21 protein-coding genes and 1 pseudogene are annotated in these 25,742 nt (G+C 73.0%); 16 read left to right on the top strand and 6 right to left on the bottom strand.

Going from position 1 to position 25,742, the window contains the following annotated elements:
* Together fadD8 and QRX60_RS42050 are read right to left on the bottom strand one after the other, a co-directional pair.
* On the bottom strand, positions 1-1,596 hold the full coding sequence (gene fadD8 / locus QRX60_RS42055; protein WP_285997042.1) for a fatty-acid--CoA ligase FadD8: 1,596 nt from the start codon (positions 1,594-1,596) through the stop codon (positions 1-3).
* A gap of 159 nt (positions 1,597-1,755) precedes the next feature.
* Positions 1,756-3,144: an alpha/beta hydrolase domain-containing protein gene (locus QRX60_RS42050; RefSeq protein ID WP_285997041.1), complete on the bottom strand. Its 1,389-nt coding sequence runs from the start codon at positions 3,142-3,144 to the stop codon at positions 1,756-1,758.
* 287 nt (positions 3,145-3,431) lie between these two features.
* Here QRX60_RS42050 and QRX60_RS42045 point away from each other — a divergent pair, with 287 nt between their 5' ends.
* Positions 3,432-4,697 carry a sigma-70 family RNA polymerase sigma factor gene (locus QRX60_RS42045; protein ID WP_285997040.1) on the top strand — a complete coding sequence of 422 codons (1,266 nt, stop codon included), beginning with the start codon at positions 3,432-3,434 and terminating at the stop codon, positions 4,695-4,697.
* Between the two features lie 31 nt (positions 4,698-4,728).
* Here QRX60_RS42045 and QRX60_RS42040 read toward each other — a convergent pair whose 3' ends face one another.
* Both QRX60_RS42040 and QRX60_RS42035 read right to left on the bottom strand, forming a co-directional pair.
* Positions 4,729-6,969 (bottom strand): PQQ-dependent sugar dehydrogenase, encoded by a 2,241-nt coding sequence (locus tag QRX60_RS42040; protein WP_332845878.1) that lies wholly within the window; start codon positions 6,967-6,969, stop codon positions 4,729-4,731.
* 154 nt (positions 6,970-7,123) lie between these two features.
* Positions 7,124-7,759 (bottom strand): TetR/AcrR family transcriptional regulator, encoded by a 636-nt coding sequence (locus QRX60_RS42035; protein ID WP_285997038.1) that lies wholly within the window; start codon positions 7,757-7,759, stop codon positions 7,124-7,126.
* Between the two features lie 80 nt (positions 7,760-7,839).
* On the opposite strand from QRX60_RS42035, the gene QRX60_RS42030 reads away from it, so the two are divergent.
* The 5 genes from QRX60_RS42030 to QRX60_RS42010 all read left to right on the top strand — a co-directional run bounded on the left by QRX60_RS42030 (position 7,840) and on the right by QRX60_RS42010 (position 13,180).
* On the top strand, positions 7,840-8,685 hold the full coding sequence (locus QRX60_RS42030; RefSeq protein ID WP_285997037.1) for an NAD(P)H-binding protein: 846 nt from the start codon (positions 7,840-7,842) through the stop codon (positions 8,683-8,685).
* Between the two features lie 57 nt (positions 8,686-8,742).
* Positions 8,743-9,264, top strand: a complete 522-nt coding sequence (locus QRX60_RS42025; protein WP_285478893.1) for a PadR family transcriptional regulator — start codon at positions 8,743-8,745, stop codon at positions 9,262-9,264.
* Positions 9,261-9,950 carry an ABC transporter ATP-binding protein gene (locus QRX60_RS42020; RefSeq protein ID WP_285997036.1) on the top strand — a complete coding sequence of 230 codons (690 nt, stop codon included), beginning with the start codon at positions 9,261-9,263 and terminating at the stop codon, positions 9,948-9,950. The genes QRX60_RS42025 and QRX60_RS42020 overlap by 4 nt, the downstream gene beginning before the upstream one ends.
* Positions 9,947-12,190 (top strand): FtsX-like permease family protein, encoded by a 2,244-nt coding sequence (locus tag QRX60_RS42015; protein WP_285997035.1) that lies wholly within the window; start codon positions 9,947-9,949, stop codon positions 12,188-12,190. The genes QRX60_RS42020 and QRX60_RS42015 overlap by 4 nt, the downstream gene beginning before the upstream one ends.
* A gap of 171 nt (positions 12,191-12,361) precedes the next feature.
* Positions 12,362-13,180 (top strand): hypothetical protein, encoded by an 819-nt coding sequence (locus QRX60_RS42010; protein WP_285997034.1) that lies wholly within the window; start codon positions 12,362-12,364, stop codon positions 13,178-13,180.
* A gap of 7 nt (positions 13,181-13,187) precedes the next feature.
* On the opposite strand, the gene QRX60_RS42005 is transcribed toward QRX60_RS42010, so the two are convergent.
* Positions 13,188-13,571 (bottom strand): hypothetical protein, encoded by a 384-nt coding sequence (locus QRX60_RS42005; protein ID WP_285997033.1) that lies wholly within the window; start codon positions 13,569-13,571, stop codon positions 13,188-13,190.
* A gap of 99 nt (positions 13,572-13,670) precedes the next feature.
* Positions 13,671-14,263: pseudogene (locus QRX60_RS42000) on the bottom strand (alpha/beta hydrolase fold domain-containing protein).
* A gap of 147 nt (positions 14,264-14,410) precedes the next feature.
* Here QRX60_RS42000 and QRX60_RS41995 point away from each other — a divergent pair.
* Genes QRX60_RS41995 through QRX60_RS41950 form a run of 10 tightly spaced genes read left to right on the top strand, consistent with a single transcriptional unit; the run spans position 14,411 to position 25,734 of the window.
* On the top strand, positions 14,411-15,415 hold the full coding sequence (locus tag QRX60_RS41995; protein WP_285997031.1) for a LacI family DNA-binding transcriptional regulator: 1,005 nt from the start codon (positions 14,411-14,413) through the stop codon (positions 15,413-15,415).
* Positions 15,412-16,359: a carbohydrate ABC transporter permease gene (locus QRX60_RS41990; RefSeq protein WP_285997030.1), complete on the top strand. Its 948-nt coding sequence runs from the start codon at positions 15,412-15,414 to the stop codon at positions 16,357-16,359. Before QRX60_RS41995 ends, QRX60_RS41990 begins: the two co-directional genes overlap by 4 nt.
* 2 nt (positions 16,360-16,361) lie before the next feature.
* On the top strand, positions 16,362-17,189 hold the full coding sequence (locus QRX60_RS41985) for a carbohydrate ABC transporter permease (protein WP_285997029.1): 828 nt from the start codon (positions 16,362-16,364) through the stop codon (positions 17,187-17,189).
* Positions 17,190-17,245: 56 nt separating this feature from the next.
* Complete coding sequence (locus QRX60_RS41980) at positions 17,246-18,526, top strand: ABC transporter substrate-binding protein (RefSeq protein WP_285997028.1); 1,281 nt, start codon at positions 17,246-17,248, stop codon at positions 18,524-18,526.
* A 13-nt stretch (positions 18,527-18,539) separates the two neighbouring features.
* On the top strand, positions 18,540-19,694 hold the full coding sequence (locus QRX60_RS41975) for an ADP-ribosylglycohydrolase family protein (protein ID WP_285997027.1): 1,155 nt from the start codon (positions 18,540-18,542) through the stop codon (positions 19,692-19,694).
* The gene (locus tag QRX60_RS41970; RefSeq protein WP_285997026.1) at positions 19,691-20,983 is read left to right on the top strand and encodes an ADP-ribosylglycohydrolase family protein; all 1,293 of its coding nucleotides are present in this window, start codon (positions 19,691-19,693) and stop codon (positions 20,981-20,983) included. The genes QRX60_RS41975 and QRX60_RS41970 overlap by 4 nt, the downstream gene beginning before the upstream one ends.
* Positions 20,980-21,852: a ribokinase gene (locus tag QRX60_RS41965; RefSeq protein ID WP_285997025.1), complete on the top strand. Its 873-nt coding sequence runs from the start codon at positions 20,980-20,982 to the stop codon at positions 21,850-21,852. The genes QRX60_RS41970 and QRX60_RS41965 overlap by 4 nt, the downstream gene beginning before the upstream one ends.
* On the top strand, positions 21,849-23,717 hold the full coding sequence (locus QRX60_RS41960; RefSeq protein ID WP_285997024.1) for a formylglycine-generating enzyme family protein: 1,869 nt from the start codon (positions 21,849-21,851) through the stop codon (positions 23,715-23,717). Before QRX60_RS41965 ends, QRX60_RS41960 begins: the two co-directional genes overlap by 4 nt.
* Complete coding sequence (locus tag QRX60_RS41955; RefSeq protein ID WP_285997023.1) at positions 23,714-24,922, top strand: CaiB/BaiF CoA transferase family protein; 1,209 nt, start codon at positions 23,714-23,716, stop codon at positions 24,920-24,922. Before QRX60_RS41960 ends, QRX60_RS41955 begins: the two co-directional genes overlap by 4 nt.
* Positions 24,919-25,734: an HpcH/HpaI aldolase/citrate lyase family protein gene (locus QRX60_RS41950; protein WP_285997022.1), complete on the top strand. Its 816-nt coding sequence runs from the start codon at positions 24,919-24,921 to the stop codon at positions 25,732-25,734. Before QRX60_RS41955 ends, QRX60_RS41950 begins: the two co-directional genes overlap by 4 nt.
* Positions 25,735-25,742: the final 8 nt, after the last annotated feature.

The following is a 25,742-nucleotide window of genomic DNA, read 5'->3' as shown; positions in this document are numbered from 1 at the left end:
CTACACGCTCGCGCTCCGGAGCTCGTACTGGGCCCGCAGTGCCTTCTTGTCCGGCTTCCCCAGTCCGGTCATCGGCAGGGACGCGGCCACGATCACCTGCTTGGGCACGTGGACCGGGCCCTTCCGCTCCCGCACCGCCGCCTGGATCTCGCCCGTCAGCTGCTCGATCGCGGCTTCGTCGGCGCCCGCGCCGGAGCGCAGGACCACCACGGCCGTCACCGCTTCGCCCCACTTGTCGTCCGGGGTGCCGATCACGCCCACCTGGGCGATCGCCGGGTGCTCGGCCACCACGTCCTCGACCTCGCGGGGGAACACGTTGAACCCGCCGGTGACGATCATGTCCTTCACCCGGTCGACGATGAACCAGAAGCCGTCCTCGTCCTCGCGGGCGACGTCGCCCGTGTGGAGCCAGCCGTCGCGGAACGTCTCCGCGGTCACCTCCGGCAGGTTCCAGTAGCCGGCCGCCAGCAGCGGGCCCGACACGCAGATCTCCCCGGGTTCGCCGGGGGCGACCGGAGCGCCGTCGGCGTCGAGCAACGCGGTGCGCAGGAACGCCGACGGGCGCCCGCACGAGGACAGCCGCGCGTCGTCGTGGTCGCCCTTGGCGAGGTAGCTGATCGCCATCGGCGCCTCGGACTGGCCGTAGTACTGCGCGAAGATCGGTCCGAACCGGTCGATCGCCTCGCGCAGCCGGACCGGGTTGATCGACGCGGCGCCGTAGTAGACCGTCTGCAGTGACGACAGGTCGCGCGTGCGCGAGTCGGGGTGGTCCATCAGGGCGTAGAGCATGGTCGGCACCAGCATGGTGGCCGTGATCCGCTCCTCTTCGATGATCCGCAGGACGTCGGCGGGGTCGAACTTCGGCACGACGACCAGGGAACCGCCCTTCAGCAGCGTCGGTGCGAAGAACGCCGCGCCGGCGTGGGAAAGCGGCGTGCAGATGAGGAACTTCGGCGCCTCGGGCCACTCCCACTCGGCGAGCTGGATCTGGGTCATCGTCGCCATCGCCTGCGCGGTGCCCATGACGCCCTTGGGCTTGCCGGTCGTCCCGCCGGTGTAGGTGATCGAGACGACCTGGTCCGGCGGCAGGTCGGCGGGCTTCAGCGGGCCCGGCCGGAACTTCGCGGCGGTCGCGGTCAGGTCCTTGCCGACGTGGGCGAGCTGCTCGGGCACCGGCCCGATGGTGAGCACCTGGGTGAGCCCGGGCACCTTCTCGAGCAGGCCGAGTGCGCGGTCGACGAACATCGGCACCGGGTCGATGATCAGCGTGGTGATCCCGGCGTCGCCGAGGATGTAGGCGTGGTCGTCGAGCGAGCCCAGCGGGTGCAGCGCCGTCCGCCGCGACCCCTGCATCTGGCCGGCCGCGATGATCAGCAGGACCTCGGGACGGTTCAGCGACAGCAGCGCCACCGCCGCGCCCGTCCCGGCCCCGAGCTCCTCGAAGGCCTGGGCGTACTGGCTGACCTGCTCGGCGGTCCCGCCGCCGGTCATCGTGGTCTCGCCCAGCACCATCACCGGCGCGTCCCGGTGGCGCTTCAGGGCGGAGACGACCAGATGCCCGAGGTGGTTCGGATACCGCATCGCCTGCTCGTCCATCCCGGCCCCTTCCACGGCGCAATACTAGAACACGTTACTGTTTTCGGCACTATACCCGCACGGGGCAAGGGGTGTCCGGGCCCCGACTCGGTGGAACAGGTTTCACTGCCGAAATCGTCCCTTCAGGCCGGCCGGCACCGACCGGCCCCCGGCTGCGCCTCACGGGACGGGAGCGGCCTGGGCGCGGGCGACGGCTTCGTCGTGGTCGGCGGGGAGGAGGTAGCCGGCGCCGAGTGCCCGGTCCGCCGCGGCGGTGAACTTCGCGACGTACGCGGCGTGGTCCGGGTGGAGCTGCCGGATCCGCGCCGCTGACAACGGTGTCGTCGTGCCGAGCAGCAGGCACGCGCCCGCCACGTTGCCGCCGCTGTTGTCGGGCGCGTAGGCGGCCACCGGTGCGTCGAGGTCGGGCAGGCGGATGCCGCCGAGGGCGTTCTGGTCGGCGTCGCGGCGGATGAACAGGCCCAGCAGCAGGGAGATCGGCGGCGCGGCCGGTGGGGCCGCGCCGCCGCGGGCCCACCGGTCCAGGTGTGCGAACGCCGCGTTCTCCGCGTACCGGAACGTCATGCTGTTCACCGGCTTGTCGCACGTCGTGGGCGCGCCGTCGTTGATCGACCGGTCACGGGCGTTGGCCGCGTTGTAGAGGTCCAGCCCGTACTGGTCGGCGTGCGCCGTGCCCGCGACCTCCCAGGTCCGCACGCGGGCGGTGTCCTGCCGGACCGAGGCCGACGCGACGACGTCCGTCTCCGACTGCAGGACGAACACCGGGGCGTCGAGGTCGGTGCGGATGCGGGCGGACAGCGGACCGACGACGCCGTCGCCGATCGGGGCCGCCAGGGTCGCCCGGCCGTGGATCATGAGGCCGTCGTAGCTCTTGCGCACCGGCTGAACAGCGTTCGCATAGGTGGTCAGCCGCAGCGCGGACTGCGAGTGCCCGGTGCCGAGCACGACCGCCGGCGTCCGGCCGCCCAGCAGCTCCGGGTGCGTCCGGACCGCCTGTGCGGCCTGCGAAAACACGTCGTACGAGAGCGCGTCGGAGCTCAGGTCCACGGTGCCGTACCGGACGGGGTCGAGGCTCTTCAGCTTGTCGGCTCCGGCTTTCTGCGTCGTCACGCCGACGTAGGTGTAGCCCTCCCGCAGGAAGTGTTCGTACGACTGGGAGAAATCGACCGGGATGTCGACGCCGAAGCTGACGTTCAGCCACTCGACCACGACGGTGCCGGTGAACCGCGCCGGGTCACGGGGCCGCACCACGACCATCCGCGTGGTGTAGGGGTTTCCGGTGGTGGCGACGTGCGTGGCCCAGCGGCCGTCGTCGGTCCACCGGCCGTCCTGGGCGTACGTTTCGGCTTGGCCGGACAGAAGATACTCCTGCTCGACGTACCCGCGGCCGGCGAGGTCGAGGACGCCTTGGGCGCCGCTCACCGGCCAGCCTCTGCCGGCGTTCGCGGGGATCGCCGTCACCGCGGGCGCGGGGGCGGCCGCGGCCACGCCGGTGCCCACGATGGCCGGAAGGAGCAAGGTCAGCAGCAGGCAGACGACTCTGCGCAAGGGGGAGCCCCTCCCGGGAGCGGACGAGGACTGTCCACATCGGACACTGACGCGGTGGCCACCGCCCTTCGTCTCTACCCGCTCGGTAACGCCGCGGCAACGACGCGCCGCCGGGCCGGGACGAAACCGCGCCGGAGCGCTCAGCCGCCTGACAAGATGGGGGTGCGGGATACTCACCGCAGAAGAAAAAGGGCTTTCCGCGCCGAAACCTTGCGCCCGGCCCCTCAGTGGACGACTATCGCGTGACGTTCTGCACGTGCAAGCGCACGAGCAAGGGGGAGGTGCGGGTGACCGAGGTGGCACCGGCGGTGGCCGGGACGACGGACGTCCCGAGCGACGCGGTCTTGATCCAGGCAGTGCGCGGCGGGGACATCGCCGCGTACGGCCAGCTCTACGACCGGCACCTGGTCGCGGCCCGCCGGGTGGCGGCCGCGATCGCCTCGGACGCGGCGGAGCGGGACGACCTCATCGCCGAAGGATTCACCCGCGTACTGCGGATTCTGCGCACGGGCGAGGGCCCGGACGAGGAATTCCGGCCTTATCTGCTGACGACCATCCGGAACACGATGATCAGCTGGCGCCGGCGCGACTCGGCGGTCTCACTGGTCGCCGAGGTGCCGGACGTCCTGCCGGGCGAGGGCAGCGACGAGCCGGTGGACAGCCGGCTGCACGGCACCGTCGCCGCGGACGCGTTCGCGAGCCTGCCCAAGCGGTGGCGGACGGTGCTGTGGCGGACCGAGATCGAGGGCGAGTCGCCCGCCCGGATCGCCGAGGACCTCGGGATGACGCCGAACGGCGTCGCCGCGCTGGCCTACCGCGCCCGGGAAGGGCTGCGGCAGGCGTACTTGGACCAGCACGTCCCCGCGGCCCGGCGGCGCAACTGCCGGATCGTCTCCGGGCAGCTCGCCCGCTGGGTGCGCGACGGCGTCGGAGACCACAAGGCACACCGGATCACGACCCACCTGGACCGCTGCGCGGACTGCCGGAAGCTGGCCACCGGCCTCCGGGAGCTCAACGCGGAGCTGCCCGCCGCCGTCGCCCCGCTCATCCTGGGCATCCCGGTGGCGACGCACTGGCTGACCGCCACCGGATCGCTCGCCTCCTCCGGGGCGGCCACTAGCACCGGTGCCTCGGTTCTGTCGTGGGCCACGGCGGCGAAGGTGGCCGCCGCGAGCGCGGCGCTGGTCACGACGGTGACCATCGGCGCGAGCACGTCCGACAGCACGCCACCCGCGGCCCCGGGTGCGGATGGCGCGACGGAACAACCGGTCCCGAACCGGCCCGCGGCGGGGGTCCCGGCCGGCGGCGACCAGCGGCCCACCTCCGGCGCGCAGCTCACGTCGGCTCCGCCCGCGCCGGAGTCGTCCGCGGTGGAGACGGCGGCCGGGGAGCAGACGGGGGCTTCCGGAACCGGCGGCACGGCCACGAACGACAAGCAAGCCGCGAAAGAGTCGAAGCAAGCCGCGAAGGAGTCCAAGCAAGCGGCGAAGGAGTCGAAGCAAGCGGCGAAGGAGTCGAAGAAGGCGGGAAAGACGACGCAGCCCGGAGGGTGACCCGGCCCCGCGCCGGGGCCGGGTCGTCCGGTCAGCAGGGTTGCAGCAGCCAGCAGAGCCGGTACTTCGCCTGGTAGGTCGCGGAAGTCGCCGGGGCGACGATGTTCTGCGTCCGCGCCCCGCCGTGCGCCCAGCTGGTGAAGGCGTACTTCAGGTTGAGCGGCGGCAGGTTCTGCGGGCTGTCCGCGCTGATCGAGTTGGTCGAACCGGCGATCACCGTCCGCGAGAACGGCGTGCGCTGTTGCGTTCCGCCGACGGTGAGCAGCGCCTGGTTCGGGCTCGAGGTGAAGTCCAGCGTCACCGTCTTCGGCTGCAGGTCGACGGTCTTCGAGCCGGTCCGGCCGGTCGAGTCCGTCGCCGTCAAGGTGAGCTGAAGGTACGACGGGTGCTCGTGGTCCGGCGCGACGAACGTGCCCGAAGCGACGCCCGGGAAGTCCTGGACGTTGTGCGTGTGGCAGGTGCCGTTGGCCGCGCAGTGCCGGATCGCGAGCCGCCAGGACAGCGCCGAGGGCGGCAGCTCGCCGTCCTGGGCGTCGATCGCCCGCCCGGAGAACGCCACGGTCTGGCCCACCGACCAGGTCAGTGCGGGTGCGGGGGCGTCGATGACCGGCACCGGGTCCAGGCCGGCCGGGTTCCCGACGGTCACCCGGACCGTCGTGGTGGCCGTCGCGCCGTGGGAGTCCGTCACCCGCAGGCCGGCGTCGACCGCGGCCGCCGTGGTGTACGTCCAGGTCGGGTCCGGGGCCGTCGAGTCGTCGTACGCGCCGTCGGCGTCGAGGTCCCAGGCGTAGGTCAGGGTGTCGCCGGCGTCCGGGTCGGTGGACCCGGTGCCGTCGAACCGGACGGTCAGCGGGGCCGGCCCGCTCGACGGCGTCGCCGTGGCCGACGCGACCGGCGGCCGGTTGGTGCCGCCCGGGTAGCTCACGCGACGCAGTTCACCACTGCCCAGTGCGACGTAGAAGAGGTCGCCGCCGGGACCGGTCAGCACCTGCACGGGGGTGTTCGCCCCGGTCACGAACGGGACCAGGCGGCTGGGGCTGGGTTGGCCGTTCGCCGTCTGCATCGCCCAGATGCAGCCGCGTGAGGAGTCGGCGAAGAAGAGCGCGCCGGCGTACGCGGCGGGGTAGTTGCTGCCGGACTCGAAGGCGATCCCGCTGATCGACGAGCCGCCGGTGGGACACGGGTCGCCCGCGACGACCTTGGCGTTGTGGTTGTAGGTGTAGAACGGCGCGGTCTGCCCGCCTGCGGTGTAGAGCGATTCGCAGCGGTCGAGGTTCGCGCCGTCGTAGCCGGCTTGCCGCGCGGTGCCTTCGAAGCAGGGCCAGCCGAAGTTCTCCGCCACGGCGTCCTCGGCGTTCGCGACGCGGTTGATCTCCTCCCAGGTGTCCCAGCCGACGTCCCCGGCCCACAGCTCGCTCGTCCCGGGCCGGAACCCGAAGCGGAACTGGTTGCGGGCGCCGTAGGCGATCACGCGCCGGGCGTTGGCGTCGGAACTGCTCGCGAAGGGGTTGCCCGGCAGACCTTCGCCGGTGTCGGGGTCGATGCGCAGGAGCGTGCCGTTGAGCAGCACCGGCTGCCCGGCCGCGCGCCGCACGGACTGCGAACGCAGCGCGCCGCCTTCGGCGTTCGGCGGGGCGAGGTTCGTGCCGGCCGGCGAAGGCGGGTCGGCGCAGGGGTTTCCGACCTGGCCGTAGTCGGCGAAGTTGAAGCTGGCGCCGTCGCCGCCGCCCGCGTACAGGGCGCCGTCCGGGCCGAAGGCCAGCGCGCCCACCGAATGGCTGGGGAACTGCTGGCACCAGCCGGTGACGAGGGGCTTCTCGCTGACGGCGGTGCCGGCCGGGCCCATGGTGAGCTGGGAGACCCGGCCGGTGACGACGCAGCCCTGGTCGGTCGCGCCCGGCGGCGTCGGGCAGGTGTCGCCCCACTGCGGCGCGGCGCCGCCGGGCAAGGCGTCGAGCGTGTAGGAGACGTAGACGTAGGGCCGGGCGGGGAACGCGGGGTCGACGGCCAGGCCGAGCAGGCCGCGGTCCCAGAAGTCCTGGGTCGGGGTCCGCAGGTCGGCGAACACCGTCGCGGTCGGGTCGGCGAGGGAGTCGAAGACCTTGACCAGGCCGCTTTTCTCGGCGACGAAGACCCGGCCGTCGGGCGCGAACGCCGCGGCGGTCGGCGAGGTCAGGCCGCCGATCGCGACCGTGTCGGCGAACCCGGTGGGCACGGCCGCGGCGGGCGTGGCGACGGCCACCGCGAGGGCGCCGGCGAGCGGCACGACGATCGCCGCTGCCAAGCCACGTCGGGATCTTCGGGGGAACAGGGGACGACGAGAAAACAGCACGGGACCTCCTGGTGCGCGGGGACCGGGACCGTCCCGTATGGCGCCGGAAGTCCGATAGGTGTTACGCCGCGGGCACGAAGTGCACACGAATCGCTCAACCGCGGTCCAGCCACTCCGCGAGCAGCGCGCGCTCGGCGCCGGTGAGCTTCGCCGGCGCCGGTGAGACGGCGGGCGGTGCCGGCGCGTCGGTGAGGATCCGGGCCAGCACGGCTTCGTACATCGCCTCGGCGAGGCCCGGGTCGCGGTCCGCCGGGGGCCGGCCCAGCAGGGCGAGCACGGTGCCCGTGCCGGCGGCGTGGACCAGTTCGACCGCGAGGGACTCGGGCACGCGCAGCCGGCCGGTCTCCGCGATGCGGTGCACCCGGGCACGCAGGACCGCCAGCCCCGCCTCGGCCGCCGGGGACGGCCGCCCCGGCGTCACGAGCAGGCCGAACAGCGCCGAGTTGGCCAGGCCGAAGCCGATGTGCGCGTCCCAGCCGGCGCGGAGGTCGGCGACCGGGTCGCCGTCGTCCGCGACCGCCTTGCCGGCCACGTAGGCGGTGAAGACGTGCTCGGCGACGGCGTCGAGCAGCGCGTCCTTGTCCTCGAAGAACCGGTAGATCGCCGGCGCCTGCAGGCCGGCGGCCTGGGCGACCGCGCGGATGGTGAGCGCGGCCGCGCCTTCGCCGTCGAGCAGCCGCGCGGCGGTCTCGACGATGTGCTCCCGCGTCTCGCTCCGGTTCTTCACCATGATTCCAATGATAACCCATGGTTGCTATCGATGATGCTCACGTGGTTAATATCGTCGTTAGTCAACCGAGAGGGTTCATCATGATCGTGATCACCGGCGGAACCGGCAAGCTCGGCTCCCAGGTCGTCGAGCAGTTGCTTCGGCGCGTCCCGGCCGGCGAGGTCGGCGTCAGCGTCCGCGAGCCCGGGAAGGCGGCCGGGCTCGCCGAGCGCGGCGTCCGCGTGCGACGCGGCGACTTCGCCGACCCGGACTCGCTCGCCGACGCGTTCGAAGGCGCGACGCAGGTCCTCGTCGTCTCGACGGACGCCTCGGGCGAGGCGGCCCTGCGGCACCACGTCGCGGCGATCGACGCCGCGCGGGACGCCGGCGCCAAGCGCGTGCTCTACACGAGCCACCAGGCCGCGGCCGACGACTCGCTCTTCGCACCGATGCCCGACCACGCCGCGACCGAACGTCACCTGGCGGCGGCGGGCCCGGCGTTCACCGCGCTGCGCAACGGTTTCTACGCCGCCACTGTCCCGCTGCTGCTCGGGCCGGCGCGGGAAACCGGCGAACTGGTCGCCCCGGCCGACGGGCCCGTGTCGTGGACCGCGCACGCCGATCTCGCCGAAGCCGCGGCGGTCGTTCTCGCCGACGAGGGCCGGTTCGACGGGCCGACGCCGCCGCTGACCGCACCCGTCGCCCTCGACCTGGAGGACGTCGCGGGTCTCCTCGGCGAACTCACCGGACGCACGATCCGCCGCGTGGTCGCCGACGACGACGAGTGGGTGGCGGGCCTGACCGCGCACGGCGTCCCGGCAGCCCAGGCCGCGATGCTGCTCGGCATGTTCCGCGCCGCGCGCCGGGGCGAGTTCGCCACCACCGGTCCCGACCTCGAAGAGCTGCTCGGACGGCCGGCCACACCCCTGCGGTCCATCCTCGGCTGATCACTATGCACGGGGTGTATAAACTGCGGCTATACACCCCGTGTACAGTCCGTCCCCATGTCGATCGGACACACGCTGCTCGGGCTGCTGGAGAACGGCCCCCGGCACGGCTACGACCTCAAACGCGCCTACGACGACCGGTTCGGGCACGACCGCCGCGTCCACTACGGCCAGGTCTATTCGACCCTGGCCCGGCTGCTGAAGCAGGGACTCGTCGAGGCCGACGGGATCGAGGCGGGCGGCGGCCCCGAGCGGAAGCGCTACGCGATCACCGAGGCCGGGGTCGCCGACGTCGGCACCTGGCTGGCGACCCCGGAGAAGCCGGAGGCCTACCTGCAGAACACCCTCTACACCAAGGTGGTGCTCGCGCTGCTCTCCGGCCGCCCCGCCGCCGACGTCCTCGACGTCCAGCGCTCGGCCCACCTCGACGCCATGCGCGAGCTGACCCGGCGCAAGACCGGGGGCGACCTCGTCGACCAGCTGGTCTGCGACCACGCGCTGTTCCACCTGGAGGCCGACCTCCGCTGGCTGGAGCTGACCGCGGCCCGGCTCGACCAGCTGGCGAAGGAGATCGCGTGAGCGCCGCCGGGGAAGTCCTGCTGGAGGCCGCCGGGGTCCGGAAGGCGTACGGGGCCACCGACGCGCTGACGTCGGCGAGCCTGCGGGTGCGCGCGGGCGAGGTCGTGGCGCTGATGGGGCCGTCCGGGGCGGGGAAGTCGACGCTCCTGCACTGCCTGGCCGGGATCGTCCGGCCGGACGGCGGCGCGGTCCGCTACCGCGGCGCGGACCTCGCGGCGCTGACCGACCGCGCGCGCTCGGCGTTGCGCCGCACGGACTTCGGGTTCGTCTTCCAGTTCGGCCGGCTCGTCCCGGAGCTGACCTGCCTGGAGAACGTGGCCCTGCCGCTGCGGCTGAACGGCGAGCGCGGCCGGGTGGCGGCCCGGCGGGCGCGCGAGATGCTCGCGGAGCTCGACCTCGCCGACGTGGCGGGCAAGCGGCCGGGCGAGGTGTCGGGCGGGCAGGGCCAGCGGGTCGCGATGGCCCGCGCGCTCGTGACCGGCCCGCGCGTCGTCTTCGCCGACGAGCCGACGGGCGCCCTGGACTCGCTCAACGGCGAGCAGGTGATGCAGCTGCTGACCACCGCGGCCCGGGTGCGGGACGCGGCGGTCGTCCTGGTGACGCACGAACCCCGTGTCGCGGCGTACTCCGACCGCGAGGTCGTCGTGCGCGACGGGCGGACGCGGGAACTCGAGGTGACCGGATGATCCGGCGCTGGACGGCCGACCTCGCGCTCGGGATGCGCCTCGCGCTGGGCGGCGGCGGGGCGCGGACCGCCCTGGTGCGGCTCACCCTGACGGCGGTCGGCGTCGGCCTCGGCGTCGCGGTCCTGCTCACCGCGACGTCGGTGCCGAACCTGCTCGCCGCCCGGGACGACCGGGCGAGCGCGCGGGTTCTCGCCCCGGGCGCCGCCGCCGCGGGCGTCGACCCGGTCTACGCGGTCACCCGTAACGACGAGTTCCGCGGCCGCGGCCTGCAGGGCTACCTCGTGCAAGCGACCGGATCGCGGCCGCCCGCCGCGCCGGGCGTCGACCGGCTCCCGGGGCCGGGGGAGATGGTGCTTTCCCCGGCGCTGGCGGACCTGCTGCGCTCACCCGGCGGCGAGCTGCTGCGGCCACGGTTCTCCGCGCGCGTGGTCGGCACGATCGGCGACGCCGGGCTGACCGGCCCGAACGAGCTCTTCTTCTACGTCGGCTCCGGGACCGTCGCGCAGCAGCCGGACGCCACCCTGGTGAGCCGGTTCGGCCACGAATCCTCCCGCCGCCCCCTGTCCTCGCTCGAACTGCTGCTGGTCGTGGTCGGCGCGACGACCTGCCTGGTGCCGGTCTTCGTCTTCGTCGTCACCAGCACGCGGCTCGCGGCGGCGGCCCGGGACCGGCGGCTCGCCGCGCTGCGGCTGGTCGGCGCGGACCGCGGTCAGGTGCACCGGATCGCGGCCGGCGAGGCGCTGCTCGGCTCGCTCGCCGGCCTGGTCCTCGGCGTCGCGGTGTTCCAGCTCATCCGCGTGCTCGTCCCGCGGATCACCGTGGACGCCTTCCGCGGCGGCCTCTTCGGCACCGACGTCGTCCCCGACTGGCGGCTCGGGATTCCGGCCCTGCTGGCCCTGCCGGTGCTGGCGTGCGCGGCGGCGGTGTTCGCGCTGCGGCCGGTCGTCATCGAGCCGCTGGGCGTCGAGCGGCGGGGGACGCGGGCCCGGCGGAAGCTGGCGTGGCGCCTGTTCCCCGCGGTGACGGGCGTGGTGCTGCTGCTCACCGGCCTGGGCGGCAACGGCGCCGACAACCCCTCCGTCATCGTCGGGGTGGTCTTCGTCCTCACGGCCGTTCCCCTCGTGCTGCCGTGGGTGGTCGAGCGGGTCGCGGGCCTGCTCGGCGGCGGTTCGCCGGCCTGGCTGCTGGCCGTCCGCAGGCTCCAGCTGGACAGCGCGACGGCGGCACGCCTGGTCAGCGGGGTCGCCGTGGTGCTGGCCGGATCCATTGCGCTGCAAGGCGTCTACGACCGGACCGAATTCGAACGCCCGGCGCCGCAGGACATCCGCGTGCTCGCGAGCTACTACGCCACGAGCGTCGCGGACGGCGAGGCGTTCACCGCCACCCTCCACGCGCTGCCCGGGCTGGGCGGCGTGCCGGTGCGGACCGGTGCCCTGATCGAGACCGCGTCGGGCGAGCGCACCTCGATCGTCGTCGAGAGCTGTCCGCAGCTTCGGGCGCGCGCCGGGATCGCGGACTGCCGCGACGGCGACGTCTACGCCGCGACGACCCGGAGCAGCTCCGTTCCCGCGACCGGGGACCACGTGTGGTTCTCCGAAGTCCGCCGGGCCCACCGCGCCGACGTTCCCCAGTGGACGGTGCCGGAAGTGCACCGCGTGCCGGCGTACGGGGAGGACGCGCCGGAGCTGATCGTCACCCCGGCCGCGCTGGCGACGGCGTCGGGCGTCGGGCTGACGGTGTCCGCGACGCTGCCCGACGCCGACGCGGATCAGGTGGAGCGGGTCCGGAACGTGGTGGGCTGGAACGGATCCGTGAGCTCGCTCGGCACCGGGCAGGACGGCACCTCCGCGCTGATCACCCGGGTGCTCTCGGCCGGTTCGGTGCTGGTGCTGCTGTTCGTCGCGGCCAGCCTGCTCGTCGCCGCGTGGGAGCAGCTGCGCGAACGGCGGCGCAGCCTCGCCGCGCTGGCGGCGAACGGCGTCGGGCGCGGCGTGCTCGCCCGGTCGCTGGTGTGGCAGCTGGCGATCCCGGTGGCGGTGGCGGTGGTCGTCGCCGTACCGGCCGGGCTCGGCCTCGACTGGCTGGTGCTCACGTTCGTGGCGCACCGTCCGATGACGGCGGACGTGCCGTCGATCGCGCTCCTGACGGCGACCGCGATCGCGGCGGTACTGTTCGTCACCGCGTTGACACTGCCCGCGTTGTGGCGCACGACGAACCTGGAGAATTTGCGCGAAGAATGACCCGGGACGGCGGCGGGTCCGGTTGTTTCCGGGCCCGCCCCGGCGCGTGGAGTCTTTTCGCCGAGCCGATTCCGCCCGAAAAGGCGCCCTTTTCGCCGTTGTCGCGATATCCTCGCTTCCGCGATCGTGAATACGCCGATATCCGCCGCCCCACGATTTCGAGGAACGCCGATGCGCACCATGTACGACGCCGTCACCGCGCGGAACATCCTCAAGAAGGACGGCCGGCCCGCGCTCGTGGCCGGGTACGTCGACCGGATCAAGCTCGCGCCGTGGACCGCCGCGGACTGGGCGCTCTTCCCGGACGCCCTCAAGGTGCGGATCGTCAAGAAGGCGTCGACCAACGACGGGCACGTCCTGGACGTCGAGCCGGGCGACGCGACGCCGGAGGAGGCACCGGGCTGGGCTCGGCGGCGTCGGGCGGCGGGGTTCGCCTACCCGGTCATCTACTGCAACCGGTCGACCTGGCCGAAGGTGCGGGCCGCGTTCAAGGCACAGGGTGTCGAGCCGCCGCTGTACTGGATCGCCACGGCCACCGGCCGACCCGAAATCCCCGAAGGCGCGATCGCCGCGCAGTACCTGCTCGACGTCGCGCCCGGCATCGACGTCTCCGTCGTGGCCGACTTCTGGCCCGGCGTGGATTCGCCGGGATCCCTGACCGCCGAACCGGAAGTGGAGCTCATGGAACGCATCACCGTCACCCCGCCCGACAACGGGCAGAACTCGGTCCGGCTCAACCTGTCCGGCAGTGCCGGCGCCGCCGTCGTCGTCCGGCCGCGGATCAACGGTGAAGGCCTGTCGAAGCCGATGTGGGTCGGCAACATCTTCGCGTGGGGTTCGGACAAGGTGGGGATCGGGCACAACCCCAAGTCCGACCCGGGCTACGACGACCGGCTGACGTCCCACCGCCGCTTCGCCCTGCCGGGCGCACTGTGGGCCGACCTCGAGTACAGCGCCGCGGAGCCGTTCGAGATCGACGTCGTCGGCTGAGCGGCGCTCAGGCGGTCAGCCAGCTCGTGCACCACCACGCGTTCTGCTTCTGGCACGCGCGGAAGGTGGTCACCGGGTTGGCCGCCGTGCCCGGCGTGATCGAGCTGCAGCCGGAGCTGCTGCCGTTGGCGTCGTCCACGAAGCCGCTCCCGCCGTTGCGAAGCCGGTACTCCGTGCGGAAACCGTAGCCGTCGCTCGCGGTGTCGCAGGAGTAGACGCGCGTGTGGCTGTTGGTGACGCCGCCGTAGCCGCAGCGGAACTGGCCCTGGTAGCCACAGCCGTAGACCTCGCCGAGGGTGTCGTGGGCCGACGCCGCGGGCGCGAAGCCGACGGTGCCGGCGAGGGCGAGGAACGCCGAGGCGGCGAGGATGGGCAGCTTGCGGTTCGGCACGGGTCCTCCTGGGGGGTCCGGGTGTGCGGTCTGCTCACTCCGGAGTGCCGGGACCGGTTGGTGCCGGCCGGGGAAGTCACCTGTTCGGCGCAGTGCGGCTCAGGCCCGCGCCGCGAGGTGGTTGCGGAGGAAGTCGATCCCGGCGTCGGTGACGTGCTGGAGCTTGCGCTCACCGTAGAAGTGGCCCGCGCCGTCCAGGCGGATCAGGTCGGCGCCGGCGCCGACCCGCCAGGAGGCCGTCACCAGTGCTTCGCTGTGGGCGATCGGGATGCCGGCGTCGTCGGTGCCGTGGGCCGGCAGGAGCGGGGCCGCGGTCGCCGTCGCGTGGAGCAGCGGGCTCGCCGTCGGGCCGGGGAGCCAGTCGTGCGGGTCGTGACCGCTGCCGTGCATCGGGAAACCCGCGGGCGGCGGCGGGATGCGCGTGAAGTCCGTCGGCGGGCTCCAGGCGATCGCCGCGCCGACGCGGCTCGGCGGGCCCGTGATCCCGAGGTCGCCTTCGAAGCCGGCGTCGTCGGCGGTCACCGCGAGCATCGCGGCCAGGTAGCCGCCGCCGAGTGTCCCCACGCCGCGACGCGCCCGCCGTCGAGCTCCAGCTCCCCGGCGTGGTGGCGCACCCACCGCACCGCGGCCTTCACGTCGTGGACCTGCGCGGGGAACGGTGTCCCAGGCTGCCTCGGACCGTGGCCCGGCATCCCTCGGTGACCACCCTGGTGCTCTCCGTGCCGTGTTGACATGCCCCGCTCACCGGTGTCAGTATCAGGATTAATCCGATTGGAAACGTTTCCAACTTCGCCATCCGCACCTGGAAACGTTTCCAAGAACGCACAACGAGGTAGCCGATGACGTCAACACGGGCCACGCTGCTCCAGGTCGCCGAGCGCGCCGGGGTGTCCCTGGCCTCGACCTCCCGGGCGCTGCACGGCACCGGTGCGAGCCCGGCGATGGTCGAGCGGGTCCGCACCGCCGCAGCCGAGCTCGGTTACAGCGCGGATGCCATCGGGCGGTCGCTGCGGCTGAAGAAGACCTTCCAGGTCGCCTTCGCCGTCGCCGACATCGGCAACCCCGTCTACGTCGAGATGATGCGGGCCATCCACGAGGTCCTCGCCCCGCACGGCTACCGGGTCGTCGTGATGAGCACCGGGGACACCGCGACCTCGACCACCGAGCTCGTGCGCAGCCTCAACAGCGGGTTCGTCGACGGCATGATCGTCAGCCCGCTGCGCACCGACGACCGGCTGATCCACGAGATCCAGCAGGCCCCCGTCCCGGTCGTGGTGATCGGGCGGGCGCTGGACGACCGGGGCATCAGCTCGGTCTCCACCGACTCGGCGGGCGGGATCGGCGCGGCGGTCCGCCACCTGCACACCCTCGGCCGCCGCCGGGTCGGGTTCCTCAACGGCCCGCTCGACACGACCCCCGGGGCGTCCCGGCAGCGCGGGTTCGACGCCGCCACCGAAGAAACCGCCTTCGACCGGGCCGACCAGGAGGTCGCCGGCGACTTCACCGTCACCGCCGGGCTCGAGGCCGCCCGCCGGCTGCTCGCCCGCGGTCGTCTCGACGCGCTCGTCGCCGCCAACGACCTGCTCGCCATCGGCGCCATCCGGGCCGTGCGGGAACTCGGGCTTTCGGTGCCCGAAGACGTCGCCGTCACCGGCATGGACGACACCGAGATCGGCCGGGTCTTCCAGCCGAGCCTGACCAGCGTCTCCCTCGGCTCGACCGAGCGCGGGCGCGCGGCGGCCCGGATCATGCTCCAGCTCACCGACGACCCGGACCACGCGGCGCAGCAGATCATCGTCGGCCCGGAGCTGATGGTGCGCGAGTCGACCGGGGGTGCGCGATGACCGCGACGCTGATCCGCCCGTCGCCCACCACCGGGAAGGCCCGGCGCAAGCCCGCGCTGGCCCGCACCCGGCGCCGCGAGGCGATCGCGCTGGTGCTGCCGTCGCTGATCCCGATCCTCGTGCTGAGCGTCGCGCCGCTGGTCGTCGGGATCTTCCTGGCCTTCACCGACGCGCGCCTGGTGCGCCACCCGGACTACGGCTTCGCCGGCGTCGACAACTTCACGAAGCTCGTCGGCAACGACCTGTTCTGGGATTCGCTGCGGATCGGCATGATCTGGACCGTCGGCGTCACGCTGCTGCAGCTGGCCGCCGCGATGGGCCTGGCGCTGCTGCTCAACTCGGGGCTGCGGTTGCAGGGCCTGACGCGGGTGCTCGCGCTCGTGCCGTGGGCGATGCCGCCGGTCGTCGTGGCGATCATGTGGCAGATGATCTACTCGGCCAACGGCGGCCCGCTCAACGCCTTCCTCGGCAGCGTCGGGCTGCCCAGCGACGTCAACTGGCTCGGCGACTTCTCGACGGCGCTGCCCGCGGTGATCGTCGTCGGCGTCTGGGTCGGGATGCCGCAGACGACGGTGACGCTCCTGGCCGGCCTGCAGCAGATCCCGGCCGAGCTGCACGAAGCCGCGTCGGTCGACGGCGCGGGCGCGTGGCGGCGGTTCACCGCGGTGACGTGGCCGAGCCTGCGCCCGATCGTCACCTCGATCACGTCGCTGAACTTCATCTGGAACTTCAACTCGTTCTCGCTGGTCTACGTGCTCACCGCGGGTGGCCCGGGTGGCAAGACGATGGTGCCGGTGCTGTTCATCTACCTCGAAGCCTTCAAGAACCGCGAGATCGGCTATGCCGCCGCGATGGGGCTCGTGCTCGTCGTCGTGGTCGTGCTGATCCTCGCCGTCTACCTGCGGTCGCAGTTCCGCGACGACCGTGCCGTGAAGGGGCGGTGACCATGCGCGTCCTCGTGCGCCCGGCCCAGTACGCGGCCCTCGCGCTGTACATCCTGTTCCTCGGCTTCCCGTTGCTGTGGCTGATTTCCGCGTCGGTCAAGTCGTCCGGCGAGCTCAACTCGCTGACGGTCAGCCTGCTGCCGGGCGAATGGCACTGGGACAACTACACCGAGGCCCTGGAGAAGCAGGGCCTGGTCCGGTCGGCCGCCAACAGCCTGATCGTCGCGCTCGCTTCGACCGCGCTGTCGGTCGTCATCGCCGTGCCCGCGTCCTACGTGCTCGCCCGCCTCAAGGGCAAGGTGCGGGCCGCCGGCGTCGGCTGGATCCTGGTGAGCCAGGTGTTCCCGGTCGTGCTCATCATCCTGCCGCTGTACCTCATCCTGCGGACGCTCGGCTTGGCCGACAACCTCGCCGGCCTGACGCTGGTGCACACGACGTACATGCTGCCGTTCGCGCTCTGGATGCTGCAGGGCTACGTCGCCGCGATCCCGGTGGAACTGGAGGAGGCCGGGGCGATGGACGGCGCGAGCCGGCTGACCGTGCTGCGCACGATCGTCTTCCCGCTGCTCGCTCCCGGCGTCGTCGCGACGGCGATGTTCAGCTTCGTCTCGTCGTGGAACGAGTTCTTCTTCGCCCTGGTCCTCCTGCAGTCGCCGGAGAACTACACCCTGCCCATCACGCTCAACATGTTCGTCGGCGGCGAGGGCAAGGTCGCCCTCGGCCCGCTCGCCGCGGGCGCCGTGCTCGCGGCCATCCCCAGCATCGTCTTCTTCAGCATCCTGCGGAGGAAGCTCACCAGCGGCCTGATGGCCGGGGCGGTGAAGGGATGACTCTCCCTACCCCTCAAAACTCAGCCCCTCAAAAGAAAAGTTCGAAAGGTCGGTCGATGAAGACACGACGCATGATTGCCGCCACCTTCCTGACGGTCGCCGGCCTGCTGCTCACCGCGTGCGGGGGCGGCGGCAGCGGAGCCGGCGGGGACGGGCCGGTCACCCTCACCTTCCAGTCCCTGTCCGACCAGCCCGCCGCCATCGCCGCCACGCAGAAGATCGTCGGCGACTGGAACAAGGCCCACCCGGACGTGCAGGTCAAGATCGTGCAGGCGGGCTGGGACGGCGTCTACGACAAGCTGATCACCCAGTTCAACGCGGGTACGGCACCGGACATCGTGCACTACGAAGCGGCCGGCATCGCGCCGTTCGCGACCGACGGCTACCTCGCCGACCTGACGCAGTACCTGCCCGAGCAGAAGCGCGCGGACATCCCGAAGGGCGTCCTGGACTCGGTGACGGTCGACGGCAAGGTGATCGCCGCGCCCACCGAGCTGCAGTCCTATGTGGTCTTCGCGAACAAGACCCAGCTGCAGCAGGCGGGCGTCACGATCCCGACCGGCGCCACGATGACGTGGGACCAGCTGCGCGACATCGCGAAGGCGACCACGAAGGACGGCAAGTTCGGCCTCGGCTGGGGCCTGTCGAGCCCGACGGCGGCGTTCGTCGCGCTGGCCCCCGGCTTCGGCGGCAAGTACTTCGACGGCACCGGCACCACCGCGAAGCTGAGCGTCGGCCAGGGCGAGCAGGCGCTGCCGCAGCTCGTCGACGCGATGGCGCACCAGGACCACTCGATCCTGCCGGTCACGCTGACGCAGTCGGGCACCAAGGCGCTCGCGCCGTTCTACGCCGGCCAGATCGCGATGACCGTCCAGGGCTCCTACCAGGCGGCCAACATCGCGAAGGACGCGCCGAAGGGCTTCGACTGGGTCGTGCTCCCGCCGCTGGCCGGCTCGGCCGGGCCGGCGCAGGCCGCGAACCCGCAGACGCTGTCGGTCAACAAGGACTCGGGTCACGTCAAGGAAGCGGCGGAGTTCGTCGACTTCTTCACCGGCACCGAAAACCTCGCCGCGATCAACGAGGCCGACGCGCTGATCCCGCCGACGACGTCCGCGCGGCAGGCGCTCACCACCAAGCTCGGTGCGAAGAACGGCTGGAAGGAAATCCTCGCCTCGGGGGAGTACCTGACCTCGGCGCCCTACCTGTTCGCCGGCAAGTACGCACAGTGGAAGGACACCGTCGCGACCCCGGCGTACCAGCAGTTCCTCGGACAGAAGATCGACGCCGCCGGCCTCGCGAAGCAGCTCGAGGACGGCTGGAAGAGCGTCAGCAAGTGACAGGAGCGGATTCTTGACCTGGCTGGAAGACCGGGCCGTCGCGGTGATCACCGGCGCGGCCGTCGGGGACGCCCTCGGCGGCGCGACCGAAGGGTGGACCCCCGAACAGATCGAGCAGCGGCACGGCGGCCGGGTGACCGGCGTCGTCGGGCCGTGGTACCCGGACTGGCGGACCGCCCGCCCGATCGCGCCGTACCACAAGGGCGACGGGCACATCACCGACGACACGCTCATGACGCGGGCGCTCGTCGAGGTGTACGCGAAACGCCGCGCGCACCTCGACGCGTACGCGATGGCCGAGGACTTGGTGCCGCTCATGATCGGCGAGCCGCGCTGGGTGCCGGAGCTGGAGTCGACCGCGTTGCTGCTGCAGCGGGTCTTCCTGGCGGAGAAGTGGATCGTCGCGAGACTCCACTACGGACACGTCGACCCGCGCGAAGCCGGCGTGGGCAACGTGGTCAACTGCGGCGCGGCGATGTACGTCGCCCCGGTGGGCGTCGTCAACGCGGGCGACCCGCGGGCGGCGTACGCCGAGGCGATCGACCTCACCGGCGCGCACCAGTCGAGCTACGGCCGCGAGGCGGCGGGGGTGCTGGCCGCGATGGTGGCGGCCGCCGTCGCCCCGGGCGCGTCGCTCGACGACGTCGTCGCGGCGGCCCTCGACGTCGCGCACGACGGGACCGCGGCGGCACTGCGGGCCGTCGTCGAAGAGTTCGGTGGCCGGACCGTCCCCCCGGCCACCGACGACGAAGAGCGTGAACTCGCCGCGCTCGTCCGGGAGACGGTCGCGCCGTTCGACTCGGTGGGGCCGCACTACCGGGAGATGTCGATGGACGCGCGGCGCCCGTCGCGGACGAAGTCCATCGAGGAGCTGCCGGCGGCGCTGGCGTTCGTGCTCGCGCACCGGGGCGACTTCCGCGGCGCGGTGCTCGCCGCCGTGAACTACGGCCGCGACGCCGACTCGATCGCCGTGATGGCGGCGGCGATCTGCGCGGGCCTCGGCGGGACGGCGGTCGTGCCGCCCGAGTGGGTCGACGAGATCGGCGACGCCAGCCGGATGGACCTGCGCGAGACCGGGCACCTGCTGGCCTCGGCGGCCGCGGACATCCTGAAGGCCGACCGGGAGCGGGCCGCGGCCCGGGCCGCGTTCCTCGAGGAGACGGCGTGAGACTGACCTGGGCCCGGCCCGAGGACCTGCTCCCGCACGAGCTGGTGCAGTCCGCCGCGGAGGGCAAGGACGTCGCCGCGGTGCGGGAGCGGTGGATCGCGGCGGGCGGCGACCCCACGCCCGTCGTGAGCGGCGCGGGTCCGGCGATGCCGTCGCTGCGGCCGCTGGCCCGGGAGCTGCTGGACGAGCTCGACGCGCCGGTCGCCGAACCGGCCTGGGACTCGCTCGATCTGCCGCCCGCGCCTTCGCTGCCGCGTGGGTCCCGGGGGCGTGAGCTGGACGCGTGGACCGGCCGGGCCGCCGGGTGCCTGCTCGGCAAGCCCGTGGAGAAGATCCCGCGGGAGGGCATCGAGGAGATCCTGCGGGCGACCGGCCGCTGGCCTCTCGCGGGGTGGTTCACCGCGGCGGGGCTGCCCGGCGACGTCGCCGCGCGGTGGCCGTGGAACCGTCGTTCGGCGCCGACGTCGCTGGAAGAGAACATCGACGGGATGCCCGAGGACGACGACCTCAACTACCCGATGCTCGCGCTGACGCTGCTGGAGGCGCACGGCCGGGAGTTCACCACCGAGGACGTCGCGCAGCTGTGGCTGGACAACCTGCCCGCCGGGCGGGTGTTCACCGCGGAGCGCGCGGCGTACCGGAATCTCCTGGACGCGCGGCCGGACACCGCGACCTACCGGAACCCGTTCCGGGAGTGGATCGGCGCGCTGATCCGCGCGGACGTGTTCGGCTGGGTGTCGCCGGGCGACGTGCGGGCGGCGGCGCGGCTGGCGTGGACGGACGCGCGGCTCAGCCACACGCGCAACGGCGTGTACGGGGCGATGTGGGCGGCGGGGCTCGCCTCGGCGGCGATGGTGTGCGACACGGTGGAGGAGGTCCTCGACGCGGCTTCGGCCGTGATCCCGCCTTCGAGCGAGCTGGCTTCGGCGGTCCGCCTCGGCCGGTCGGCGGCATCGGAGGGAGATGTCCGAAGTGGACTCGACCGCCTGCACGCGGCCTACGGGCACCTGCACTGGGTGCACGTCCTGAACAACGCGGCGGTGATCGCCTACGCCCTCGCCGCAGGGGGCGGAGAGTTCGGGCCGAGCGTGGCGATCGCGGTGACGGCCGGCTGGGACACGGATTCCGCGGCCGCGACGGTCGGGGGAGTGGTGGGCGCGCTGAGCGGGGTGGACGAGTACTGGAGCAAGCCCCTTGACGGGCGGATCGCGACGTCGCTGCCCGGCGGGGAGCGGCGGATCGTGGACCTCGCGGCTCGAACGGCGGCGCTGGCGGGGGTGACGCCGTGACCGGGCGGGTGGTCGTCGTCGGGTCGGCCAACGTCGATCTCGCCGTCGACGTGCCCAGGCCGCCCAAGGCCGGCGAAACGGTGCTCGGCGGGCGGCTCCGGCGCAGTCCCGGGGGCAAAGGCGCGAACCAGGCCGTCGCCGCCGCGTGGGCCGGCGGCGCCGACACCACCTTCGTCGGCGCTCTCGGCGAAGACGAAGCCGCCGACCTGATCCTCGTCTCCCTCGGCGGCGCCGGGGTCCGCACCGATCTGATCGACCGGGCCGACGCGCCCACCGGGACCGCCTTCATCACCGTCGCCCCGGACGGGGAGAACGCCATCGTGGTCGCCCCCGGCGCGAACGAGCACGCGAAGATCGGCGCCGCCCAGGCCGAGCGGATCGCCGAAGCCGACGTCGTGCTGGCCCAGCTGGAAATCCCGCTCGACGTCGTGGCGGCCGCCGCGGCGGCCCGGAAACCCGATGCCCTCATGATCCTCAACGCGGCGCCGTCGCGGGACCTGCCGGATTCGCTCTGGGACGCCCTCGACCTGCTCGTCGTCAACGAGCACGAGGCCGCCGACCTCGCGGGCGAGCCGGAGAAGCTGCTCGGGCGCGTGCCCGCCGTCGTGGTCACCCTCGGCGGCGAAGGCTGCGTTGTCCTCCGAAGGGACCACGAACCCGTGCGGATCCCCGGCATTCCCGTCGACGTCGTCGACACCACCGGAGCCGGCGACACCTTCTGCGGCGTGCTCGCGGCGGCGCTGGCCCGGGGCGAAGACCTCCCCGAGGCCGCGAAACGAGCGGCTGCGGCCGGCGCGCTCGCCGTCACCCGGCCCGGCGCCCAAGCCGCCGTCCCCACCGCAGACGAGGTCGCAGGAAAGACATCATGACCTACCAGTTCGACCCGCTCGTCCCGCGGCCGATCGACCGGCCCACCGAGGTACGCGGCCCGCTGTCCGAATTGGACGACGCGAAGATCTTCGCCGCACCGGAAGACCCGGCCGACCGGCCCGCGTGGCGCGCGAAACTCCACCAATGGCGCGAGGACGCTCGAAGCCGGCACGCCCACACCGGTGCCGCCTACGAGCGGCCGGGCTCGGCCTGGGCGGCGACCTGCCACACGGTCGCCCAGGTGTGGCTCTGGGACGAGCTGCTCTACTCCTTCGCCGAGCACCGGTTCACCCCCGAGCGCTTCCTCGCCGACGCGCGCGACCGCTTCGGCGGCCTCGACGCCGTCGTCCTCTGGCACGCCTACCCCGTGATCGGCCTCGACGACCGCAACCAGTGGGACTTCTACCGCGACGTCCCGGGACTCGCCGAGCTGATCGAAACCTTGCACGACCACGGCTTGCACGTCTTCGTCGACTACAACCCCTGGGACGTCGGCACCCGCCGCGGCGACGACGACCTGACCGAGCTGGCGGCACTCGTCGCCGACCTGAAAGCCGACGGCGTCTTCCTCGACACGCTCAAGAAGGCGGAGCCGGACTTCGTCGACCGGCTCGAAGCCGCCCGGCCCGGCATCGTCCTCGAAGGCGAGTCCAAGCTCCCGGTCGAGCGGATCGAGGACCACGCGGCGTCGTGGGCCCAGTTCTTCGCCGACTCGCCCGTCCCCGGCGTGCTGCGCGCCCACTGGTACGAGCGCCGGCACATGCAGCACCACGTCCGCCGCTGGCACCGCGACCACAGCGAGGAGCTGCAGTCGGCGTGGCTCAACGGCGTCGGCGTCATGGTGTGGGAGGTCGTCTTCGGCGTGTGGGTCGGCTGGTCGGCCCGCGACGCCGCGACCGTGCGCCGGATGGTCACGCTCCAGCGTGCCGCGGCCGACCTGGTGCTGGACGGCGAGTGGACGCCCCTGGCCGCACTCGCTCCCGAAGCGGAGGCCGCGGGCGTATACGCGTCCAAATGGGAACTCGACGGCAAGATCTTGTGGACCCTGGTCAACCGCGGCGACACCGACTACCACGGCCCGCTGCCCGGCACCGACCTCTTCGACGGCGTACCGGCCCGGGGGATCGGGGCCGCGGTGCAGGGGTGGCGGCCGGACCTCCCGCCGCTGCCGCACGACCCGGATGCCCGGTTCCCGCACCGGCTCGCGACCCGGGTGAGTCCACAAAGGACCTCCGGTGAGCCGGACGAAGACGCCGTCGTCGTCCCGGCCGGGCCGTACGTGCTGACCGTGCGGTACCGCGCCCGCGAGACCGGCATGTACCAGGGAGCGCCCTATGTGGACGAATGGAAGCCGCTCCCGCCGCGCCTGCACGACGCCCGCACGCTGCAGCGCGAGGGCGAACTGGCGACGGCCGTCGCGGTCGGCGCCGGCGAGGTGACCAACGCCCAGTTCGCGGAGTTCCTGGCCGCCACGGGCTACGAGCCGAAGCTGAAGCACCGGTTCCTCGCGCACCCGGGAGCCCCCGGCGAGCCGGTCACCTACGTCGACCTCGACGACGCCCGCGCGTACTGCGCCTGGCGCGGCGGGCGGCTGCCCACCGAGGACGAGTGGCAGCTGGCGGGGGAGAAGCTGCGGCGCGGGACTCCGGCGGTGTGGAACTGGACCGAGAGCGAGCACTCCGACGGCCGGACGCGCTTCGTGATGCTCAAGGGCGGCAGCGACTACGCGGCCGAAGGCTCCGAGTGGTACGTCGAAGGCGGCCTGAAGGAGCCCGAGTACACGGTGAAGCTCCTCCTGCCCGGACTGGGCCTCGCGCGGAGCGCGACGGTCGGCTTCCGGTGCGCCTGGGAGGTGCCGGCATGACCGTCTCCCGCGATGCCTCGGCCGGGGCGCTGGCCGGGCTGCGCGTCGTCGACGCGTCCACGCTGTTCGCCGGCCCGATGGCCGCGATGCACCTGGGTGACATGGGCGCCGACGTGATCAAGGTCGAGCACCCGCGCAAACCCGACCCCTCGCGCACCCACGGCGCCGCGAAGGACGGCGTCAACCTGTGGTGGAAGACCCTGGGCCGGAACAAGCGCACGGTCACCGCCGACCTCGGCAGCGAAGGCGGCCGCGAGGTGTTCCTCGCGCTGGCCACCACGGCGGACGTCGTCATCGAGAACTTCCGCCCCGGCACCCTCGAACGCTGGCACCTCGGGTACGACGAGCTGGCGAGCTGGAACCCGAAGCTCGTGCTCGCCCGCGTCACCGGGTTCGGGCAGCTCGGCCCCTACCGGAGCCGGCCGGGTTTCGGGACGCTCGCCGAGGCGATGAGCGGGTTCGCGGCGACGACCGGGGAACCGGACGGCCCGCCGACGCTCCCGCCGTTCGGGCTCGCGGACGGCGTGGCGTCCCTGGCCACGGCGTACGCGATCATGGTCGCGCTCGCGGCGCGTGGGACCACCGGGCGCGGGCAGGTCGTCGACACCGCCATCATCGAGCCGATGCTGGCCATGCTCGGCCCGCAGATCACGCGCTGGGACCAGCTGCGCACCGTCCAGCCGCGCACCGGCAACCGGTCGACGAACAACGCGCCGCGCAACACCTACCGCACCGCGGACGGCCAGTGGGTCGCGGTGTCCACTTCGGCCCAGTCGATCGCCGAGCGCGTGGTCCGCATGGTCGGCCGCCCGGACCTGGCCGACGAACCGTGGTTCGCCACCGGGGCCGACCGGGCCCGCCACGCCGACGAACTCGACGAAGCCGTCGGCAAGTGGATCGGGCAGCGCACGCGCGACGAGGTCGTCGCCGCGTTCGAGGAAGCGCAGGCGGCGGTCGCGCCGATCTACGACGCCGCCGACATCGTCGCGGACCCGCAGTTCTGCGCGCTCGGCACGATCCACGAGATCGAGGACGCCGACCTCGGCCCGATGCTCATGCAGGGCCCGCTGTTCCGGCTGTCGGGCCACGACGGCGTCATCGGCTTCACCGGCCGCCCGCACGGCGCCGACACCGACGCCGTGCTGGAGGAGCTCGGGTTCTCGCCCGAGCGGGTGGCCGAGCTGCGCGAGCGGGGTGCGGTGTGAGCCCGCCGCTGACGTTCCTCTACACCCCGGCCGACCGGCCGGACCGGGTGCGCAAGGCCCTGGAGTCCGAGGCGGACGTCGTGCTCGTCGACCTCGAGGACGCGGTCGCCCCGGCGCGCAAGGACGAAGCCCGTTCGCACGCCCTGGAGTTGCTCGCTTCGGTGGTCAGGCCGGTGCAGGTGCGCGTCAACCACCCGAGCACACCCTGGCACGCCGCCGACCTCGCCGCGCTCGCGCGCCTGCCGCTGCCGGTCGGCGTACGGCTGCCGAAAGTCGAGTCGCCGGAAGAGATCCAGGCCGTCGAGGCCGCGCTGCCGGGCCGGGCGCTGCACCCGCTGATCGAGTCGGCGCTCGGGGTGGAACGGGCCCTGGACATCGCCACGGCGTCGCCGCGGATCGCGTCGATCGGGCTCGGCGAGGCCGACCTGCGCTCGGACCTCGGCGTCGCCGACGACGCCGGGCTGACGTGGGCGCGCAGCCGCGTGATCGTCGCGGCGCGGGCGGCCCGGCTCGCACCACCCGCGATGTCCGCCTACGCGAACGTCCGCGACCTCGACGGGCTCGCGGCGTCGTGCCGGGCGGGCCGCGCGCTCGGCTTCCGCGGCCGGACCGCGATCCACCCGGTGCAGCTCGAGACGATCAGGAACGCGTTCCTGCCGACCCCGCAGGAGGTCTCGCGGGCGCGCGAAGTCATCGCGCGGGTCACCGGCGCGACGGCGGCCGGCGTCGGCGCGATCGCGTTGCCGGACGGGACCTTCCTCGACGTGGCCATGGTGGAGCAGGCGCGGACGGTGCTTTCGCTGGCCGACTAGCCGGTCCG

It is taken from the genome of Amycolatopsis mongoliensis (assembly GCF_030285665.1).
GTDB classification, from domain to species: Bacteria; Actinomycetota; Actinomycetes; order Mycobacteriales; family Pseudonocardiaceae; genus Amycolatopsis; species Amycolatopsis mongoliensis.
The sequence above is the reverse complement of the archived record's forward strand: the minus strand, read 5'-3'. Positions and strand labels throughout refer to the sequence as shown.

What these genes read in the sequence shown, in the direction of transcription:
- fadD8 (WP_285997042.1), bottom strand. Translation starts at nt 1,596, where the DNA reads ATGGACGAGCAGGCGATGCGGTATCCGAACCACCTCGGGCATCTGGTC.
- QRX60_RS42035 (WP_285997038.1), bottom strand. Translation starts at nt 7,759, where the DNA reads ATGGTGAAGAACCGGAGCGAGACGCGGGAGCACATCGTCGAGACCGCC.
- QRX60_RS42030 (WP_285997037.1), top strand. Translation starts at nt 7,840, where the DNA reads ATGATCGTGATCACCGGCGGAACCGGCAAGCTCGGCTCCCAGGTCGTC.
- QRX60_RS42025 (WP_285478893.1), top strand. Translation starts at nt 8,743, where the DNA reads ATGTCGATCGGACACACGCTGCTCGGGCTGCTGGAGAACGGCCCCCGG.
- QRX60_RS42015 (WP_285997035.1), top strand. Translation starts at nt 9,947, where the DNA reads ATGATCCGGCGCTGGACGGCCGACCTCGCGCTCGGGATGCGCCTCGCG.
- QRX60_RS42010 (WP_285997034.1), top strand. Translation starts at nt 12,362, where the DNA reads ATGCGCACCATGTACGACGCCGTCACCGCGCGGAACATCCTCAAGAAG.
- QRX60_RS41995 (WP_285997031.1), top strand. Translation starts at nt 14,411, where the DNA reads ATGACGTCAACACGGGCCACGCTGCTCCAGGTCGCCGAGCGCGCCGGG.
- QRX60_RS41990 (WP_285997030.1), top strand. Translation starts at nt 15,412, where the DNA reads ATGACCGCGACGCTGATCCGCCCGTCGCCCACCACCGGGAAGGCCCGG.
- QRX60_RS41985 (WP_285997029.1), top strand. Translation starts at nt 16,362, where the DNA reads ATGCGCGTCCTCGTGCGCCCGGCCCAGTACGCGGCCCTCGCGCTGTAC.
- QRX60_RS41980 (WP_285997028.1), top strand. Translation starts at nt 17,246, where the DNA reads ATGAAGACACGACGCATGATTGCCGCCACCTTCCTGACGGTCGCCGGC.
- QRX60_RS41960 (WP_285997024.1), top strand. Translation starts at nt 21,849, where the DNA reads ATGACCTACCAGTTCGACCCGCTCGTCCCGCGGCCGATCGACCGGCCC.
- QRX60_RS41955 (WP_285997023.1), top strand. Translation starts at nt 23,714, where the DNA reads ATGACCGTCTCCCGCGATGCCTCGGCCGGGGCGCTGGCCGGGCTGCGC.